Origin of the sequence: Bradyrhizobium sp. 199 (genome assembly GCF_023073355.1) — a bacterium.
GTDB lineage: Bacteria > Pseudomonadota > Alphaproteobacteria > Rhizobiales > Xanthobacteraceae > Bradyrhizobium.
Genome location: NZ_JADPJI010000002.1, coordinates 742,536 through 760,593 on the forward strand (window position 1 = coordinate 742,536; position 18,058 = coordinate 760,593).

General features: G+C 64.1%; 14 protein-coding genes and 1 pseudogene. 7 read left to right on the forward strand and 8 right to left on the reverse strand.

Going from position 1 to position 18,058, the window contains the following annotated elements:
• Positions 1-120: 120 nt before the first annotated feature.
• The 6 genes from IVB28_RS03565 to IVB28_RS03590 all read right to left on the reverse strand — a co-directional run bounded on the left by IVB28_RS03565 (position 121) and on the right by IVB28_RS03590 (position 5,738).
• Positions 121-1,356 (reverse strand): ABC transporter substrate-binding protein, encoded by a 1,236-nt coding sequence (locus tag IVB28_RS03565; RefSeq protein ID WP_247524673.1) that lies wholly within the window; start codon positions 1,354-1,356, stop codon positions 121-123.
• Positions 1,357-1,384: 28 nt separating this feature from the next.
• Positions 1,385-2,404, reverse strand: a complete 1,020-nt coding sequence (locus tag IVB28_RS03570; RefSeq protein ID WP_247524674.1) for a branched-chain amino acid ABC transporter permease — start codon at positions 2,402-2,404, stop codon at positions 1,385-1,387.
• A gap of 2 nt (positions 2,405-2,406) precedes the next feature.
• A complete protein-coding gene (locus IVB28_RS03575; protein WP_247524675.1) occupies positions 2,407-3,285 on the reverse strand; it encodes a branched-chain amino acid ABC transporter permease in 879 nt (292 codons plus the stop codon).
• Positions 3,286-3,297: 12 nt separating this feature from the next.
• Positions 3,298-4,011: an ABC transporter ATP-binding protein gene (locus tag IVB28_RS03580; RefSeq protein WP_247524676.1), complete on the reverse strand. Its 714-nt coding sequence runs from the start codon at positions 4,009-4,011 to the stop codon at positions 3,298-3,300.
• The gene (locus IVB28_RS03585; RefSeq protein WP_247524677.1) at positions 4,008-4,805 is read right to left on the reverse strand and encodes an ABC transporter ATP-binding protein; all 798 of its coding nucleotides are present in this window, start codon (positions 4,803-4,805) and stop codon (positions 4,008-4,010) included. Before IVB28_RS03585 ends, IVB28_RS03580 begins: the two co-directional genes overlap by 4 nt.
• A 66-nt stretch (positions 4,806-4,871) precedes the next feature.
• A complete protein-coding gene (locus IVB28_RS03590; protein ID WP_247524678.1) occupies positions 4,872-5,738 on the reverse strand; it encodes an IclR family transcriptional regulator in 867 nt (288 codons plus the stop codon).
• A 131-nt stretch (positions 5,739-5,869) separates the two neighbouring features.
• Between IVB28_RS03590 and IVB28_RS03595 the strand changes: the two genes are divergently transcribed.
• The 5 genes from IVB28_RS03595 to IVB28_RS03615 all read left to right on the forward strand — a co-directional run bounded on the left by IVB28_RS03595 (position 5,870) and on the right by IVB28_RS03615 (position 13,224).
• Positions 5,870-7,966: a 3-hydroxyacyl-CoA dehydrogenase NAD-binding domain-containing protein gene (locus IVB28_RS03595; RefSeq protein WP_247524679.1), complete on the forward strand. Its 2,097-nt coding sequence runs from the start codon at positions 5,870-5,872 to the stop codon at positions 7,964-7,966.
• A 214-nt stretch (positions 7,967-8,180) separates the two neighbouring features.
• The gene (pimA, locus tag IVB28_RS03600; RefSeq protein ID WP_247524680.1) at positions 8,181-9,842 is read left to right on the forward strand and encodes a dicarboxylate--CoA ligase PimA; all 1,662 of its coding nucleotides are present in this window, start codon (positions 8,181-8,183) and stop codon (positions 9,840-9,842) included.
• Positions 9,843-9,867: 25 nt separating this feature from the next.
• Positions 9,868-11,058: a pimeloyl-CoA dehydrogenase large subunit gene (pimC, locus tag IVB28_RS03605; RefSeq protein ID WP_247524681.1), complete on the forward strand. Its 1,191-nt coding sequence runs from the start codon at positions 9,868-9,870 to the stop codon at positions 11,056-11,058.
• A 123-nt stretch (positions 11,059-11,181) separates the two neighbouring features.
• Entirely contained in the window at positions 11,182-12,324 is a 1,143-nt protein-coding gene (gene pimD / locus IVB28_RS03610; protein ID WP_247524682.1) for a pimeloyl-CoA dehydrogenase small subunit, read from the forward strand.
• Between the two features lie 126 nt (positions 12,325-12,450).
• Positions 12,451-13,224, forward strand: a complete 774-nt coding sequence (locus IVB28_RS03615) for a glucose 1-dehydrogenase (protein ID WP_247524683.1) — start codon at positions 12,451-12,453, stop codon at positions 13,222-13,224.
• A 14-nt stretch (positions 13,225-13,238) separates the two neighbouring features.
• Here IVB28_RS03615 and IVB28_RS03620 read toward each other — a convergent pair whose 3' ends face one another.
• Together IVB28_RS03620 and IVB28_RS03625 are read right to left on the reverse strand one after the other, a co-directional pair.
• Positions 13,239-14,216, reverse strand: coding sequence for a hypothetical protein (locus IVB28_RS03620; RefSeq protein ID WP_247524684.1), 978 nt, complete (start codon positions 14,214-14,216; stop codon positions 13,239-13,241).
• Entirely contained in the window at positions 14,146-15,504 is a 1,359-nt protein-coding gene (locus tag IVB28_RS03625; RefSeq protein ID WP_247524685.1) for an MBOAT family O-acyltransferase, read from the reverse strand. Before IVB28_RS03625 ends, IVB28_RS03620 begins: the two co-directional genes overlap by 71 nt.
• Positions 15,505-15,753: 249 nt before the next feature.
• On the opposite strand from IVB28_RS03625, the pseudogene IVB28_RS03630 reads away from it, so the two are divergent.
• Positions 15,754-16,146 (forward strand): annotated as a pseudogene (locus tag IVB28_RS03630) (endonuclease domain-containing protein).
• Positions 16,147-16,497: 351 nt separating this feature from the next.
• Complete coding sequence (gene glpK / locus IVB28_RS03635) at positions 16,498-18,003, forward strand: glycerol kinase GlpK (protein WP_247524686.1); 1,506 nt, start codon at positions 16,498-16,500, stop codon at positions 18,001-18,003.
• The last annotated feature ends 55 nt before the right edge of the window (positions 18,004-18,058 follow it).

The window sequence follows — 18,058 nt, forward strand, 5'->3', positions numbered from 1 at the left end:
TTCTCCTACCCCGGAGGTGGATCGGCGCCGCATTGAACAAGATTGACGCCAGCCGTCAACAAAAAGCCCCCGCGATCGCTCGCGGGGGCTTCTCGAGGGCCGGACTATTGCGTCAGCGTGTCACTCGGACTTGAGGTCGCCGCTGATGATCTCGCCGAACAGTTCCCACTTCTCGCCCTTGAAGCGCATCATCTGGAGTTGCGCAATCGGTGCGAAGTCGGTGGCGCTGGTGTTGATCTTGACGCCGGGCAGCAGCGTGTCCGGCTCGAAGTCCTTCAACGAGGCCGCCTGCTTCATGATGTTGGCGCGGGTGAGATCGTCGCCGCACATTTCCAGCACTTTGGCGAGCGTCGAGGCGGCGCCATAGCCATAGACCATGCTGGTGTCCGACTTGTCGGCGCCCGGCATGTACTTGTCGACGAACTCGTTCCACTTCTTCATGCCGGGGTCGTTGGCCCACTGCGGATCCGTCGAATCCTTGGCATAGGCCGCCGACAGCACGCCCTGCGCGTTCTCGAAGCCGGCCGGCTTCATCACGCTGCCGACCGAGATCGACACGTTGGTGAGGATCTGGAGCGGCTTCCAGCTGAGTTCGGCGGTCTTCTTGATGGTCTGGGCTGCGAACTTCGGCGTGGTGTAGATCAGCAGCACGTCGGGATTGGCGGCCTTGATCTTGACGATATGGCCGTCGATCGAAGGCTCGGACACCTCGTAGCTCTCCTCCATGATGATCATGGACGAGGCCTTGGCGCCGAGGCCGTCCTTGGTGCCCTTGAGGTAGTCTTTGCCGAAATCGTCGTTCTGGTAGAGGATCGCGACCTTGGCGTCCGGCTTCTCCTTCAGCAGCCATTTCGCGTAGATCTGCGCTTCGCTCTGGTAGGAGGGCTGCCAGCCCATGGTCCAGGGGAAGTTCTTCGGGTCGTTCCACTTGGTGGCGCCCGTCGCGACGAAGAGCTGCGGAATCTTCTTGGCGTTGAGGTATTTCTGGATCGCGGTGTTCGAAGGCGTGCCGAGCGGATTGAAAACGACCAGGACCTCGTCGCTCTCGACCAGCTTGCGGACCTGCTCGACGGCCTTCGGCGGCGAATAGCCGTCGTCATAGGTGACGAAGTTGATCTTGCGGCCGTTGATGCCGCCCTTGTCGTTGATCATCTTGAAATAGGCTTCTTCGGTCTTGCCGATGATGCCGTAGGCCGACGCCGGACCGCTGTACGGCATGATGTTGCCGATCTTGATCTCGGTATCGGAGGCGCCGGTGTCGTATTTCTTTTGGGCGAGTGCAGCGCCGGAGGTGAGCACAATGGCCGCCGTTGCCGTGACCAGCGCGGCGGCTCGCAGTGTTCTTCCAAATCGCAATTCGATCTCCTTGGTTAAAGTAGGGGGTTCAGTTTTTCCTGAGTTTACCGACGAATTGCTGGCCCAGGATCGCGATCTGCCTCGCGCCATGCGGCACGAGGTAGATAACGAGGAACAGCAGCACGCCGAATACTGCGCCGGAGAGGCCCTTGGAGATGCTCTCCGCCATGTTCGGCACGAAGATGATGAAGGCAGCACCGACGAACGAGCCGGGCAGCCAGCCGACGCCGCCGACGACCATGCCGAGGAACAGCGAGATCGCCAGGGTAATGGTGTAGCTGTCGGGCGCGACGAACTGCACGGCGATGGCGCCAAGCGAGCCGGCGACGCCGGTGATGCCGGCGGACACGCCGAAGGCAAGCGTCTTGTAAAGCGAGACGTTGACGCCCATCGAGGAGGCCGCGATCTCGTTGTCGCGGATGGCCATGAAGGCGCGGCCGGAGCGGGAGCGCAGCAGGTTGACCGAGAAGATGTAGATCGCGAGCGTGACGGCGAGCGTGAAATAGTACAGCCACATGTCCTGCGACATCGGCAGGCCGAACGGCGCGTCCGGCTTGGTAACAACGAGGCCCTGCACGCCGCCGGTCCAGTGCTCGAGGAAATTGAGCTTTAGCAACTGCGGCATCGCGGTGGCGAGCGCGAAGGTTGCGAGCGCGAGATAGACGCCCGACAACCGCAGCGCCGGCTTGCCGAACAGGTAGCCGAATCCGAAGCAGACCGTCGCGGAAATCGGAATTGTGAGCGCGTAATTGACGTTGAAGTACTCCATCAGCACCGCAGACGTATAGGCGCCGACGGCGTAGAACGCGCTCTGGCCGAGCGAGAACTGGCCGGAACCGCCGGTCAGGATGTTCAGCGCCAGCACCGCGAGCCCGTAGATCAGGAGCATCGTCATCTGGAAGATGATGAAGTTCTTGACGAAGACGGGCGCGATGAGCAGGGCCGCGAGCACCACCAGCGAGGTGCCCATGCCGAGCGTCATGGCCCGCTTCGGAACCGCCTCGACCGCCTGGTGGCCTTCGCCAACGACTTCTTCTGCAGCGCTCATGATCAAACTCGCTTGACGATTTGCCGGCCGAACAGGCCAGCGGGTTTGACGACCAGGACGGAGATGATCAGCGCGAGCGCGATCGGGAGTTTCAGCTCGTTGCCGACGCCGGGGATGTAGGTGCCGGCGAGGTTCTCGAAGACGCCGACCAGGAAGCCGCCGACCACGGCGCCGAACGGGCTGGTGAGGCCGCCGAGCACCGCGGCGGCGAAGCCGTAGATCAGCACGCCACCCATCATGTTGGGCTCGAGAAACACCACCGGCGCGATCAGCATGCCGGCGATCGAGCCGATCGCGGTTGCCATGCCCCAGCCTAGTGCGATCATCCAGCTCGTGTTGATGCCGACGAGGCGGGCCGATTCAGGCACCGAGGCGGCCGCGCGCATGGCGAGACCGATGCGGGTGTATTGGAAGAAGAAATAGAGCCCGAGCAATAGGAGCACGGTGACGCCGATCATGCCGGCCTGGTGGGTCGAGATCAGCTGGCTGCCCAGGAACGGCGAGGAGCCGAACGGGGTCGGATACTGCTTGATGGTGAAGTCCCAGATCAGGCCCGCCGAGGAGTTGATGATCGCAAACAGCGCGATGAAGCCGGCGACGTTGGTCAGCACCGGTGCCTTGACGAGCGGCTTGAACAGGATGCGCTCTATCGCGATGCCTGCGACAAAGGAGAATGCGAGCGTGATGATGAAGGCGGCCCAATAGGACACGCCCCACTGCATCAGCTGCCAGGAGATGAAGGTCGAGAACATCGCCATCTCGCCTTGCGCGAAGTTGAGATGGTCGATGGCCTGGTAGATCATGACCACGGCGAGCGCCATGCAGGCGTAGATCGCGCCCGTGGCGATGCCGGCCAGGACCTGGTTGGTGAACAGCTCCATTGTCCGGCTCCCTCAATAACCCAGATAGGATTTGCGGATTTCTTCGTTGTTCGCGATGTCCGTGGCTTTGCCCGACATCACGATGCGGCCAGTCTCGATCACATAGGCCTGGTCGGCCAGCTCGAGCGCGAGCTGGGCGTTCTGCTCGACCACCAGGATCGACACCTTGTCCTCGCGGTTGATCTTGCCGAGGATGCCGAACAGGTCGCGCACCACCAGCGGCGCGAGGCCGAAGGACGGCTCGTCCAGCAACATCAGCCGCGGCCGCAGCATCAGCGCGCGGGCAACCGCAAGCATCTGCTGCTCGCCGCCGGAGAGCGTGCCGGCCTGCTGGGTGTGGCGCTGCTTCAGCACCGGGAAATGCGCGTACATCCGCTCGATGTCGGAGACGATGCCGGCGCTGTCCTTGCGGGTGATGGCCCCGAGTTGGAGGTTCTCCTCCACCGTCATGGTGGTGAAGGTGCCGCGGCCCTGCGGCACATGGGCGATGCCGAACCGTACGATGTTCTCGGTCGAGCGGTTGTTCAGCGGCTTGCCGTCGAACTCGATCGCGCCGGTCGAGCGCACCATGTTGCAGATCGCGCGCAGCGTGGTGGTCTTGCCGGCGCCGTTGGCACCCAGCAGCGTCACAAGCGAGCCCTCGTTGAGCGAGAAGGACAGGCCATGGAGCGCCTGGACCTGGCCGTAATAGGCGCGCAGGTCCTTGACGTTGAGCAGCGTCGTCATTGGTCCTTGCTCCCGAGATAGGCCTTGATGACGTCGGGGTCGGCCTGCACCTGGGCGGGCGTGCCTTCCGCGAGCTTCTTGCCGAAATTCAGCGCGACGACGTGGTCGGCGATCGACATCACCAGGCCCATATGGTGCTCGACCAGCAGCACGGTCATGTGGCGCTCGTCGCGGATGCGGCGAATGAGGTCGCCGAGCACATGGACTTCCTCATGGTTGAGGCCGCCGGCCGGCTCGTCGAGCAGCAGGATCTTCGGATCCGCCGCGAGCGCGCGCGCCAGCTCGACGCGCTTCTGCGTACCGAAGGGCAGGCCGGACACAACGGTGTGTGCGACGTCCTCGAGATCGAGATAGGCGAGGATCTCGTGCACCTTCTTGTTGATGCTGGTCTCGCTGCGCCGGACCCAGGCAAGCTTCAGGGAGTCGCTGATGATGTCGCTGGAGGTCTTGGAATGGGCGCCGACGCGGACGTTGTCCATCACCGACAAGTTCGGAAACAGCGCGACGTTCTGGAATGTGCGGCCAATGCCGATCTCGGCGATCCGGTGCGGCGGCCGCGTCAGGATGCTTGCGCCTTCCATCAGGATGTCGCCGGACGACGGCTGATAAAGCCGCGAGAGGCAGTTGAAGAGCGTGGTCTTGCCGGCGCCGTTGGGGCCGATCAAGCCAAGGATCTGGCCCTTGTGCATGTCAAAGGACACGCCGTTGAGCGCAATGATGCCGCCGAACACGACGCTGACGTCGCGAACCGCGAGCAGGGGCGATGTCCCCTGCGCGAGCTGTGCCTGCGTCATCTCGTCTCGCTCACATCGTTCAGTGAGCGAAGGAGCGATGCGAACCGCTCCCGATGATGACAAAGGCTATCTGAATCCCTCGGCCACACGCGCAACTTTCCCTCCTGATTTCAGCTTTTTGCTGACTTCTTTTTTGGAATGCGGCATCAGACCCCCGAGCGCCGCTTCGATGTTCCTTACCATCGCCAAGAGACGCGGTCCAATGTCGTTGATCAAATGCTCTTCCGTGAAACGGAATGCGGGCGCGCCGCAATTGAACGCGTAAGGACCGGTTCCGTCGTTGAGCCTGAGCGCGACCCCGGCGGCGCCGATGTCGTCGTGCCAATCGCCGACGGAAATCGCAAAGCCGTATTTCGCGACGGTGTCACCGGAACGTTCCAGCCCTTCGCGCATCTTCGGCCAGCGGCTGCCGTAATGCTCTCGCAGCATACGGGAGAGCTCTGCGCGATCTGTGTCGTCGAGCGCCCAGAAATAGGCGCGACCCATCGCACTGGTTGCAATCGGCACACGGGAGCCGACGTCAAGTTGAACGCCGACCGTCTCGCTGCCGCGGCTCTGGCCGAAATAGATCATGCTGTGACGGTCGCGGCCGCCGACGGCGACGGCGCCGCCGGTCGCACGCATCACGTCCTCGCGAAACGGTTCGGACAAATGCCGAACGCCGAGATTGGCGAGCGCTGCGTAGCCGAGCGACATTGCGGCAGGCGTGAGCTGGTACTTCTCGAAGCGAGGAACCGGCGTCAGATAGCCGAGCTTGGTCAGCGTATAGGTCAGCCGCGATACGGTCGGCTTCGGCAGGTTGGTCCGCGCCGCGATCTCCTGATTGCCGAGAAGGCCGTCATTGGGTTCGAATGCGCGCAATACGTCCAGTCCGCGGGAAAGCGCGACGACGAAGTTCCGATCGGTCGCGGTCTTCTTTCCTGTACGCTTCATCCCTGATCTGCTTCTTGCGCGGAGTCGTTGACAACGTGCGTGCTTCAAAATAACCCTGCCGTCAAGATGCGGAATTAAATTCCGCACCGCGAAATCGACAAAAGTATATAGCCCCACCAAGGAGGGACACCGTGAGCGAAGTGGTCAAGCTTGAGCGTCATGACGAAGTCGGGATCGTCACGGTCAACAGCCCTCCGGTCAATGCGCTGAGTGCCGCAGTCCGCGGGGGCATCCTGGAATGCGTCAAGGCCGCAATCGCCGATCCCGCCATCAAGGGCATCGTTCTGACCTGTGCCGGCCGCACCTTCATTGCGGGTGCCGACATCACCGAATTCGGCAAGCCGCCGAAGCCTCCCGGCCTCAACGATGTGCTGTCCGAGATCGAGAACTCGCCGAAGCCGGTCGTCGCTGCGATCCATGGCACGGCGCTCGGCGGCGGCCTCGAGGTCGCGCTCGCCTGTCATTTCCGCGTCGCCGTCAAGGAAGCCAAGCTCGGCTTGCCGGAGGTGAAGCTCGGTCTTCTGCCGGGCGCCGGCGGCACCCAGCGTCTGCCGCGCGCGGTTGGTCCTGAACTCGCGGTCAAGATGATCGTCGGCGGTGACCCGATCGGTGCCGCGGAAGCGCTGAAGCACGGCCTGATCGAGGAAATCGTCGAGGGACCGGCCTCCGGTGGCGAAGCCTTCGTGCGAAAACTGCTTGCAGAGAAGCGTCCGCTGCGCCGCCTGCGTGATGACGATTCCAAGATCGCGGCGGCCAAGGCCGACCGTTCGATCTTCACCAATGCGGTCGCAGCCATGACCAAGAAGTCGCGCGGCCTGGAGGCGCCGTTCGCCGCCGCCGACGCGGTGGGCTACGCCATTGACCTACCTTTCGATGAAGGCTTGAAGAAGGAACGCGAGGGCTTCCTGAAGCTTGTCGCCAGCGACCAGTCCAAGGCGCAGCGCTATGCCTTCTTCGCCGAGCGCGAAGCCAGCAAGATCGCCGGCGTCCCTGAAGGCACCAAGTCGCGTCCCGTGAACCGCGTCGCCATCCTCGGCGCCGGCACCATGGGCGGCGGCATCGCGATGTCCTTTGCCAATGCCGGCGTTCCGGTCACCCTGATCGAGACCGGTGAGGAGCAGCTCAAGCGCGGCATGGGTATCATGCAGAAGAACTGGGAAGCGACAGCGGCGCGCGGCGGCATCCCGGCTGACGCGCCCGCCAAGCGCATGGCGCTGATCAACGGCGTCGTCGGCATCGAGAATGTCGGCGATGCCGACCTCGTCATCGAGGCGGTGTTCGAGACCATGGCGGTGAAGAAGGAAGTGTTCGGTAAGCTCGACCAATACGCCAAGCCGGGCGCCGTGCTCGCCTCCAACACCTCGTACCTGAACATCGACGAGATCGCGAAGTCGACCAAGCGTCCGCAGGACGTGCTCGGGATGCACTTCTTCTCCCCGGCCAACGTCATGAAGCTGTGCGAGATCGTGCGCGCCGACAAGACCGCGCCCGATGCCCTGGTCACGGCCGTGACCATCGCGCGCAAGATTGCAAAAGTGCCGGCCGTGGTCGGCGTCTGCGACGGCTTCGTCGGCAACCGCATGCTGGCGCAGCGCGGCAAACAGTCGGAGAAGCTGTTGTTCGAAGGTGCCCTGCCGCAGCAGGTCGATGCCGTGGTGACGAAGTTCGGCATGCCGATGGGCCCGTTCGCGATGAGCGACCTCGCCGGCCTCGACATCGGCTGGCGCTCGCGCAAGGATCGCGGCATCAAGTCGGAGATCGCGGACGCGCTCTGCGAAGCCGGCCGGTTCGGTCAGAAGACCGGCAAGGGCTACTACAAGTACGAGGCAGGCTCGCGCTCGGCACTGCCCGATCCCGAGGTCGAGAAGCTGATCGACGAGACGCTGCTGCGTCTCGGCCGCAAGAAGCGCGTCGTCAGCGACGACGAGATCCTCGAGCGCATGATGTATCCGATGATCAACGAGGGCGCGAAGATACTGGAAGAGGGCATCGCCGCGCGTCCGTCCGACATCGACGTGGTCTGGCTCTACGGCTATGGCTGGCCGATCTATCGGGGCGGCCCGATGTTCTGGGCCGACAGCGTCGGCCTCAAGCACATCGCCGACCGCCTGGCCTTCTACGCCAAGGAGACCAACGACCCCAGCCTCGAGCCCGCCCCGCTGCTGAAGAAACTCGCGGCCGAAGGCAAGACGTTCGCCTCGCTGGCGGCGGCGTCGAAGGCGGCGTGAGGGAGGCTGCCTTCATGGGCATCATTCCGGGAATGCTCCCTCCATTCCCTCCCCCCTTGTGGGGGAGGGGCAGGGAGGGGGGTAGCCCCGGGCGAGGTCCGAGTTCGTGGCGCCCCCTTCCCCAACCCTTCCCCACAAGGGGGACGGGAGCCTGTCCGTTCGTGCCCGCGTTACAGGGAAATGCTGCCCAGGCAGCGCAGAGCATCGATCGTCAATGACCCATCCCGGTGAACAGTTTTATCCCGAAGGCGTGCGGTGGGACGATACCATCGTCCAGGGCACGCTGCCTGACCTGCTGTCGAAAGCCGCGGCCGACTACGGCCCGCGCACCGCGCTGGAATTCCGGGATCGTCCGATCACCTACACCGAGCTCGCTGCGATGGCCGAGCGCGCCGCGGCGGCGTTCCTGCGTGCCGGTTGCGGCAAGGGCACGTCAGTCGCGCTGTTCCTGGGCAATTCGCCGGATCACCCCGTCAACTTCTTCGGCGCGCTGAAGGCCGGCGCCCGCATTGCGCATCTATCGCCGCTCGACGGCGAGATCGCACTGACGCACAAGGTCTCCGACTCCGGCTCGCGCCTGCTCGTCACGTCCAATCTCGCCGCGCTGCTGCCGACCGCGCTGAAATTTCTGCAGAAGGGGCTGATCGATAGGCTCGTCGTCTGCGAGGACGATGATTGGGGCAAAGTCGGCACGCCGCAGGCGGCGATCCCCAATGATCCCCGCATCATGACCTTCAAGTCCTTCGTCGAGGGTGCGCCCGCGCCGGCGGAATGGCCTGCCGTGACGGCCGACGATGTCGCGCTGCTGCAATATACCGGCGGCACCACCGGCCTGCCCAAGGGCGCGATGCTGACGCACGGCAATCTCACCTCAGCAGTGTCGATCTACGATGTCTGGGGCAAGCCGTCGCGCGCCGCGCGCGGCGACGTGATCGAGCGCGTGATCTGCGTGCTGCCGCTGTTCCACATCTATGCGCTCACTGTCGTGCTGCTGTCCTCGCTCAGCCGCGGCAACCTGATCTCGCTGCATCAGCGCTTCGACGTCGAAGCCGTCATGCGCGACATCGAAGTCAAGCGCGCGACGTATTTTCCGGGCGTGCCGACGATGTGGATCGCGATCGCGGCGCTCCCTGATCTGGACAAGCGCGACTTCTCCTCCCTCGCTGTGATCGGCTCCGGCGGCGCACCGCTGCCGGTGGAAATCGCGAATTTCTTCGAGCGCAAGGTCGGCAAGAAGCTGCGCAGCGGCTGGGGCATGACCGAGACCTGCTCGCCCGGCACCGGCCATCCGCCCACGGGTCCCGACAAGCCGGGCTCGATCGGCCTGATGCTGCCCGGCATCGAGCTCGATGTGGTCGCGCTGGACGATCCGACACGCGTGTTGCCGCCAGGCGAGGTCGGCGAGATCCGCATCAAGGGCCCGAACGTCACCAAGGGATACTGGAACAAGCCGGAGGGCTCCGCGCAGGCCTTCGTCGACGGCCGCTTCCTCACGGGCGATATCGGCTATGTCGACACCGACGGCTATTTCTTCCTGGTCGATCGCAAGAAGGACATGATCATCTCCGGCGGCTTCAACGTTTATCCGCAGATGATCGAGCAAGCGATCTACACCATACCAGGCGTGCACGAGGTGATCGTGCTCGGCATTCCCGACCCCTATCGCGGCGAGGCCGCAAAGGCCTTCATCAAGCTGAGGCCCGACGCAAAGCCGTTCTCGCTGGACGAGCTGCGCGCGCAGCTGGCCGGCAAGCTCGGCAAGCATGAATTACCGGCCGCGCTCGAATTCGTCGACGATCTGCCGCGTACGCCGGTCGGAAAATTGTCGCGCCACGAATTGCGCCAGCAGCAAAAACCGGCACAATCCAAGCCATAGATTAGGTAGTTCACAGGAGGATCCGATGGATCTCGCATTCACGAAAGAAGAGCAGGCGTTTCGCCAGGAAGTGCGGTCGTTCTTGCGCGACAACGTGCCGCCGGATACGCGGCGCAAACTGGTCGAGGGCCGCCACCTCTCGAAGGACGAGATGGTGACGTGGTGGCGCATCCTCAACAAGAAGGGCTGGGGCGTCAGCCATTGGCCCAAGCAATATGGCGGCACCGGCTGGACCTCCGTGCAGCACTACATCTTCAATGAGGAGCTGCAGTCCTATCCGGCGCCGCAGCCGCTCGCCTTTGGCGTCAGCATGGTCGGTCCCGTCATCTACACCTTCGGCAATGAGGAGCAGAAGAAGCAATATCTGCCGCGCATCGCCAATGTCGACGATTGGTGGTGCCAGGGCTTCTCCGAGCCCGGCTCCGGCTCCGACCTCGCTTCGCTCAAGACCAAGGCCGAGCGCAAGGGCGACAAGTGGATCATCAACGGCCAGAAGACCTGGACCACGCTCGCCCAGCACGCCGACATGATCTTCTGCCTGTGCCGCACCGATCCCAGCGCCAAGAAGCAGATGGGCATCTCCTTTATCGTGTTCTCGATGAAGTCGAAGGGCGTCACCGTGCGCCCGATCCAGACCATCGACGGCGGCGCCGAGGTCAACGAAGTGTTCTTCGACGACGTCGAGGTGCCCATCGAGAACCTGATCGGCGAGGAGAACAAGGGCTGGGACTACGCCAAATTCCTGCTCGGCAATGAGCGCACCGGCATCGCGCGCGTCGGCGTCTCCAAGGAGCGGCTGCGCCGTATCCGCGATCTCGCCGGCAAGGTCGAATCCGGCGGCAAGCCGATCATCCAGGACGCGGCCTTTCGGGAGAAGCTCGCGGCGTGCGAGATCGAGCTCAAGGCGCTCGAGCTCACCCAGCTGCGCGTCGTCGCCGACGAGGGCAAGCACGGCAAGGGCAAGCCCAATCCGGCCTCCTCGGTGCTGAAAATCAAGGGCTCCGAGATCCAGCAGACCACCACCGAGCTGCTCATGGAGGTGATCGGCCCGTTCGCCGCGCCCTACGATGTGCACGGCGACGACGGCTCCAACGAAGCCATGGACTGGACCGCGCAGATCGCGCCGAGCTATTTCAACAACCGCAAGGTCTCGATCTACGGCGGCTCCAACGAGATCCAGCGCAACATCATCGCCAAGGCAGTGCTGGGGCTTTGATCGCGCCCCTATCACCACACACTCGCCGTCTGGCCGGGCTTGACCCGGCCATCCACGCCTAGCGCGTGGATGCCTGTCACAAGGCCGGGCATGACGAAATCAATACCGGGAGAGTAGAGAATTATGGATTTTGATCTGAACGAGGAGCAGCGGCTTCTCAAGGAAAGCATCGACGGCCTGCTGACCGATTCCTACGATTTCGAGAGCCGCAAGAAATACATGAAGGAGAAGGGCGGCTGGAGCAAAACGGTCTGGCTCAAGCTCGCCGAGCAGGGCCTGCTCGGCCTGCCCTTCGCGGAGGCCGATGGCGGCTTCGGCGGCGGCGGCGTCGAGACCATGATCGTGATGGAGGCGCTCGGCAAGGCGCTGGTGCTGGAGCCTTATCTCGCAACGGTGGTGATCGGCGGCGGCTTCCTGCGCCATGCCGGCACCGATGCGCAGAAGACCGCGCATGTGCCTGCCATCATCGACGGAAGCAAGACGCTGGCGTTCGCCCAGCTCGAGAAGAATTCGCGCTACGATCTGTTCGACGTCACCACGACGGCGAAGAAGAAGGGCGACGGCTGGGTGATCGACGGCGAGAAGTTCGTCGTGCTGAACGGCGAGAACGCCGACACGCTTGTCGTCACCGCCCGCACCAAGGGCGATCGTCGCGACAAGGCAGGCATCGGCGTGTTCCTGGTGCCGGCCGATGCCAAGGGCGTCAGCAAGAAGGGCTATCCGACCCAGGACGGCCTGCATGCCGCCGACATCACCTTCACCGGCGTCGAGGTCGGCCCGGATGCGGTGCTCGGCAATCCCGAGGATTCGCTCGCGCTGATCGAGCGGGTGGTCGATGAAGCCCGCATCGCGCTCTGCGCCGAGGCGGTCGGTCTGATGGACGAGTCGCTTAAGACCACGGTCGAGTACATCAAGACCCGAAAGCAGTTCGGCGTCCCGATCGGCTCGTTCCAGTCGCTGCAGCACCGCGCCTCCGACATGTTCGTCGCCGCTGAACAGGCGCGATCGATGTCGATGTTCGCGACCATGGCGGGCGATTTCGAGAACGTGCAGGAGCGATCCAACGCCGTCGCCGCGGCCAAGGTGCAGATCGGCAAGTCGCTGAAATTCGTGGGACAGCAGGCCATCCAGCTGCACGGCGGCATCGGCATGACCATGGAGGCCAAGATCGGCCACTACTTCAAGCGCCTCACCATGATCGAGAACAGTTTCGGCGACACGGACTACCACCAGCGCCGCGTTGCTGATGGGGGCGGGTTGATCTAAGCGCCGCCACCGTCATTGCGAGGAGTCCTTGCGACGAAGCAATCCAGACTTTCTCCGCCGAAAGATCCTGGATTGCCTCGCTGCGCTCGCAATGACGAAGCAAATGGAATCAGCGAGGCAACACCAATGAAAAACACCCCGTTCGATCTCACCGGCAAGGTCGCCGTGGTCACCGGCTCCAGCCGCGGCATCGGCCGCTCCTCCGCCGAACTGCTGGCAAAGCTCGGGGCCAAGGTCGTTGTCTCCTCGCGCAAGGCGGACGCCTGCAAGGAAGTCGCCGACGGCATCGTCGCTTCCGGCGGCGAGGCCACCGTCATCGCCTGCAACATCGCGCGCAAAGCCGAGGTCGAGGCGCTGATCGCGGGTGCGACCAGGCATTACGGCAAGATCGACATCCTCGTCTGCAACGCCGCGGTGAATCCTTACTACGGCCCGCTGCTCGACATCACCGACGAGGCCTTCGAAAAGATCATGGGCTCCAACGTCAAGAGCAACATCTGGCTCTCCGCGCTCACGATCCCACAGATGGCCGAGCGCGGCGGCGGCTCCGTGATCATCATCTCCTCGATCGGCGGCTTGCGCGGCTCCACCGTGATCGGCGCCTACGGCATCTCGAAGGCGGCCGACTTCGCGCTGTGCCGCTCGCTCGCCGGCGAATGGGGGCCGAAAGGCGTCCGCGTCAACTGCATCGCGCCCGGTCTGGTCAAGACCGATTTCGCCCGCGCGCTCTGGGAAGACGAGGCCAATTTGAAGCGCCGCACCGCCACCACGCCGCTGCGCCGCATCGGCGAGCCCGACGAGATCGCCGGCGCGGTGGCCTACCTCGCCTCGGATGCGTCGAGCTTCATGACCGGACAGACCATCGTCATCGACGGCGGCGTGACCACGGCGGCGGTGTAGCCGCCGGTCCTCAGTTACGGCCGGCGCGCGCTGTCTCGCTCGGCCAAGGAGCTATCGATCGCGCTTTCGATGGCGCGCACGACGATCAGGGCTGAGCGTTCGTCGAGGTGCACGCCGTCGTCCCAACGCAGCTCGCTTCGCGGCGGATCGATAGGGAGCCAAAGCCCGCGATCCGGGAAGGCTTTGTTGAGGATTTCGTCGGTCGTCCGGACCATGCGGGAGCCTTCGATCTCCGGCGCAAAGGGAACGTGGATCAGAAACGCGCGGGCGCCGCGCCGCTGCAGCTCCTCGATGAGCTGCCCGATGCGGACCACATTCGCGCGTGCCGGCACGATGGGATCGGCTTCGTTCATCTGCTCCAGGGCGCGGTTGAGATAGACCTTGTTGTCGAACGTGCTTGGCGGCCGGCTGAGCAGGCGATCCCGCTCGACGCGCGCCCGGGCTGGATCGGGTTCACCGTGTTTCCACGTTTCATAGCCCGCGACCGCTGTTCGCACCGGCCGCAACAGCAGCGCTTCCGTACGCGCGCCACCGGAAAACCGCTCGATCAGCGCGTTGTCGGGCTCGCGCGTCAGAATATTCGTCTCGATCAGCACGATCTTCGGCGAGTTCGGCCGGTTCGCAACGATCTCGAGACCTGTCAACGGCGAGCCACCCGCCAGCGAAAGATTGCGGACGCGCGGAGGCGAGAAATACTCCTCCTTGAGGCGCCAGGCGACCGAACTGCCGACCAGCACGATATCAGGCGTGGGTTCCCGCACATAGCGGTTGAGGCTGATCAGGCTGCCGCCGCGGGTCGTGACCGCCGGCTGCTGTAGGGCCGAGCCGAAGCGCGCCGTGGTGAGGGCGCAGGCCAGCAGCAGCGCGGCTGCAGCCACCGCGCACTTGACCAGCCATGAAAGCGTCAGATCCTGCTGCATGTCAGAACTGGAAGTAGATGAAGGCGCTGTCGGGCCCGGCTTCGAGATAAGCGAGCGCCGCCAGCGCACCATAGAGATACGGCTCCCACCGCCGCAACCGGCCCCCGACCAGCACGCCGACGCCCACATGCTGCAGGATCACCGGCAAGGCGTAGAGCAAAGCGAGATTGGTGAACAGCTTTGGCGGATTGGGCACGTCCGTTGCCACGAACATCCCCTTGAGGTAGCCGAGCGCATGATCGAAGTTCGGCAGCTTGAAAAAGATCCAAAGCATCGTGACGCAGAAGAACACGATGCCCATCCGGATCACCCGCACCGCAGGATTCTCATCGCCGAGAAGCCTCAGGAACGGCCGCTCGAGGACGAGCAGCAGCCCGTGCGCCATGCCCCACAGCGCGTAGCTGAGGCTCGCGCCATGCCACAGCCCGCCGAGCGTCATCACGATCATCAGGTTGAGAGTGGTTCGTGCAGGTCCATGGCGATTGCCGCCGAGGGGAATGTAGAGATAGGTCCTGAGCCAGCTCGACAGGGAGATATGCCAGCGCGTCCAGAACTCCGAGAACGAGATCGAGATATAGGGCAGGTTGAAGTTCACGGGCAGGCGATAGCCGAACAGCAGGCCGAGGCCGAGCGCGATGGCCGAGTAGCCGAAGAAGTCGGCGTAGATCTGGTAGCTGTAGAGGAACACCAGCAGCCAGCGATCCTGCGTGCGCAGCGTCTCGTAGAGCGGGAAGTCCATGTAGGACGTCATCTCGTTCAGATTGTTCGCCACGTACAGCTTGAAGAAATAGCCCACCAGAATCCACTTCGCCGCCTCGATGAAGGCAACGTCACCGATCCGCTTGGGAACGATCTGCGGCATGAACTGCGCGGCGCGCGTGATCGGCCCCGAGACGAGCTGCGGGAAGAAGATGATGTAGAGGAACACGTCGCGCAGGGGCGCGGTGCGTTTCTCCCGCGTCAAGTCGACCAGCAGGCTGATGTTGTGGAACACGAAGAAGGAAATGCCGATCGGCAGCGGCAGCCGCAGCAGGAAGTCGATCGGTGCCGCGCCGGTCAATTCGGCCGCGCCAGCGCCGACGAACAGGAATTTGTATTTGAAGAACGCCAACAGGCCAAGATTGAAGACGATGCCTGCCGGCATCCAGACGGAGCGGTTCTCGAACGCGAGCACCAGGCAAGCGTAGGTCCCCAGCACGGCAACGAGCAACAGCGGCAGCAGCTCGGGCTGGCCGAAGCCGTAGAAGAACACGCTCGCGGCCACCAGCAGCTGCACCTGGAAACGGCGCAGAGGCGGCAGGTAGTAGGCGCCGAACACGACCGCGACGAAGATGCCGAACTGAAAAGAGGTGAAAGTCATGCCGCCCCGTTTGCCCGGTCCGGCATGTAGCATTTTTGCGGGAGCGGTCCTAGTCGTGCGCGGAGGTGCGAGGAGGCGATGCGGCTGGGCCGCTTAGGCCGGGTGCGACGACGACAGCGGTATGGCAGGCGCGACTGGAGATTGCGTTGAAGTCACGCTTCACCTACGCTCCCTGGACGGGCCGGACGAGCGTAACTCGTCTCGTGGGTCGTTCGCGCCAAGCGCGAGCGGAGTGGTGAAGCCGCGCAAATGATCTCGACATCAATTCGGCGCGCTGCCGCAAAGAGGCTGAGAGCGAACACCACCCCACACGAGCGGATATTGTGGCGTGCCCTCAAAGAACTCCCGATCGAGGGTTCACATTTTCGCCGGCAGGCGCCGATCGGCCCTTAGGTCGTTGACTTCTTCTGTCCAGCCAAGCGGCTCATTGTTGAGCTCGATGGCGGACATCACAACGAGGACGACACGGCGGCGCGGGACCTCGAACGCCAACACTGGCTCGAACTTGAAGGTTATCGCGTCATCCGCTTCTGGAATTCGGACATCGCCGGCGATCTGACCTCCGTGCTCGAGCGCATCTATATCGAGCTGTACGGTTCGCGCGAGTCGCAAGCGACACCCCTAAAGCACCGCAGAACCTAGTTCCCGGCCCGGCTGTCGTCTTACCCTCCCCTGGAGGGGGAGGGTCGCTACGCATGGAGCGTAGCGAAATGCGTAGCGGGGTGGGGTGACAGACTATCCGCGAATCCGATCGTTGTGGATTCGTGGCGAAAGCTCGTTGAGTAGAACGAGAGACTGCCGTTGTGGCTTCACCCCACCCCGCTCGCGCTGCGCGCGATCGACCCTCCCCCTCCAGGGGAGGGTAAGGGGCCCCGCTCATCCAATCTTGACCTTCCGCCTCCAATCCGCTCCCTTTGGCGCGACAAGATCCCCTCCGGGACGACGCCAGGAAACCGCCAGAAATACGCCGACATACGCCAAGGGTAAGCCGCCATGTCTTTCGTCCTCGCCATCGACCAGGGCACCACCTCCTCGCGCGCGATCGTGTTTCGCAGCGACATTTCCATTGCGGCAAAGGCCCAGGCCGAGTTTCCGCAGCATTTCCCGGCCTCGGGCTGGGTCGAGCACGAGCCGGAGGACATCTGGACCTCGACCGTGACGGTCTGCCGCGATGCGATCGCGCAGGCCGGCATCACCGCAAAGGACATCGCCGCGATCGGCATCACCAATCAGCGCGAGACCACGGTGGTGTGGGACCGCGCGACGGGGCAGGCCGTGCACCGCGCCATCGTCTGGCAGGACCGCCGCACCGCCGACATCTGCGCGAAACTCAAGGCGGCAGGCCGGGAGCCCGTGATCTCGCAGAAAACCGGCCTGATCATCGATCCCTATTTCTCCGGCACCAAGGTCGCCTGGATTCTCGACCACGTCCCCGGCGCGCGGGCGCGCGCCGCGCGCGGCGAGCTGATGTTCGGCACCGTTGATTGCTATCTGCTCTGGCGCCTCACCGGCGGCAAGGTGCACGCCACCGATGCCACCAACGCCTCCCGCACGCTGCTGTTCAACATCCACACCGGCGCGTGGGACGACGAGCTGCTCGAGATCATCGGCGTGCCGCGCTCGATGCTGCCGGAGGTGAAGGATTCTTCCGCCCGCTTCGGCGAGAGTACGCCCGATCTGTTCGGCGGCGCGATTGCCATCTCGGGCATCGCCGGCGACCAGCAGGCCGCGACCATCGGCCAGGCCTGCTTCCGTCCGGGCATGATGAAGTCCACCTACGGCACCGGCTGCTTCGCCCTGCTCAACACCGGCACCACGCCGGTCGCCTCGAAGAACAAGCTGCTCACCACCGTCGCCTATCAGCTCGATGGCAAGCGCACCTACGCGCTCGAAGGCTCGATCTTCGTCGCTGGCTCGGCGGTGCAGTGGCTGCGCGACGGCCTCGGCATCATCAAGCACGCCGCCGAAACCGGCCCGCTTGCCGACCAGTCGGACTCGATGCAGAGCGTCTATCTCGTCCCCGCCTTCGTCGGCATGGGCGCGCCCTACTGGAATCCGCGCGTGCGCGGCGCACTGTTCGGCCTCACCCGCAACACCGGCCCGGCCGAGCTCGCCCATGCCGCGCTGGAAAGCGTCTGCTACCAGACGTTTGACCTCTGGGCCGCGATGCGTGCCGACTGGCCGAGCTCGGAAACCGCCAGCGTCGTGCTGCGCGTCGACGGCGGCATGACCGCATCGGACTGGACCATGCAGCGTCTCGCCGATTTGCTCGATGCGCCCGTCGACCGTCCCGTGATCCAGGAGACGACAGCGCTGGGCGCCGCCTATCTCGCCGGCCTCAATGCGGGCGTCTATCCCGAGCCGACAAAATTCGCCGACAACTGGCGCCTGGAGCACCGCTTCAAGCCGAACATGAGCCAGGCGACGCGAGAGCGGAAGCTGGCGGGCTGGGCAAGGGCCGTGAAGGGCGTGCTGGCGAGCGACGAGGGGGAAGGGTAAGCGGATCTCGTAGCCCGGATGGAGCGCGGCGCAATCCGGGTTCTTTCCACGGGCA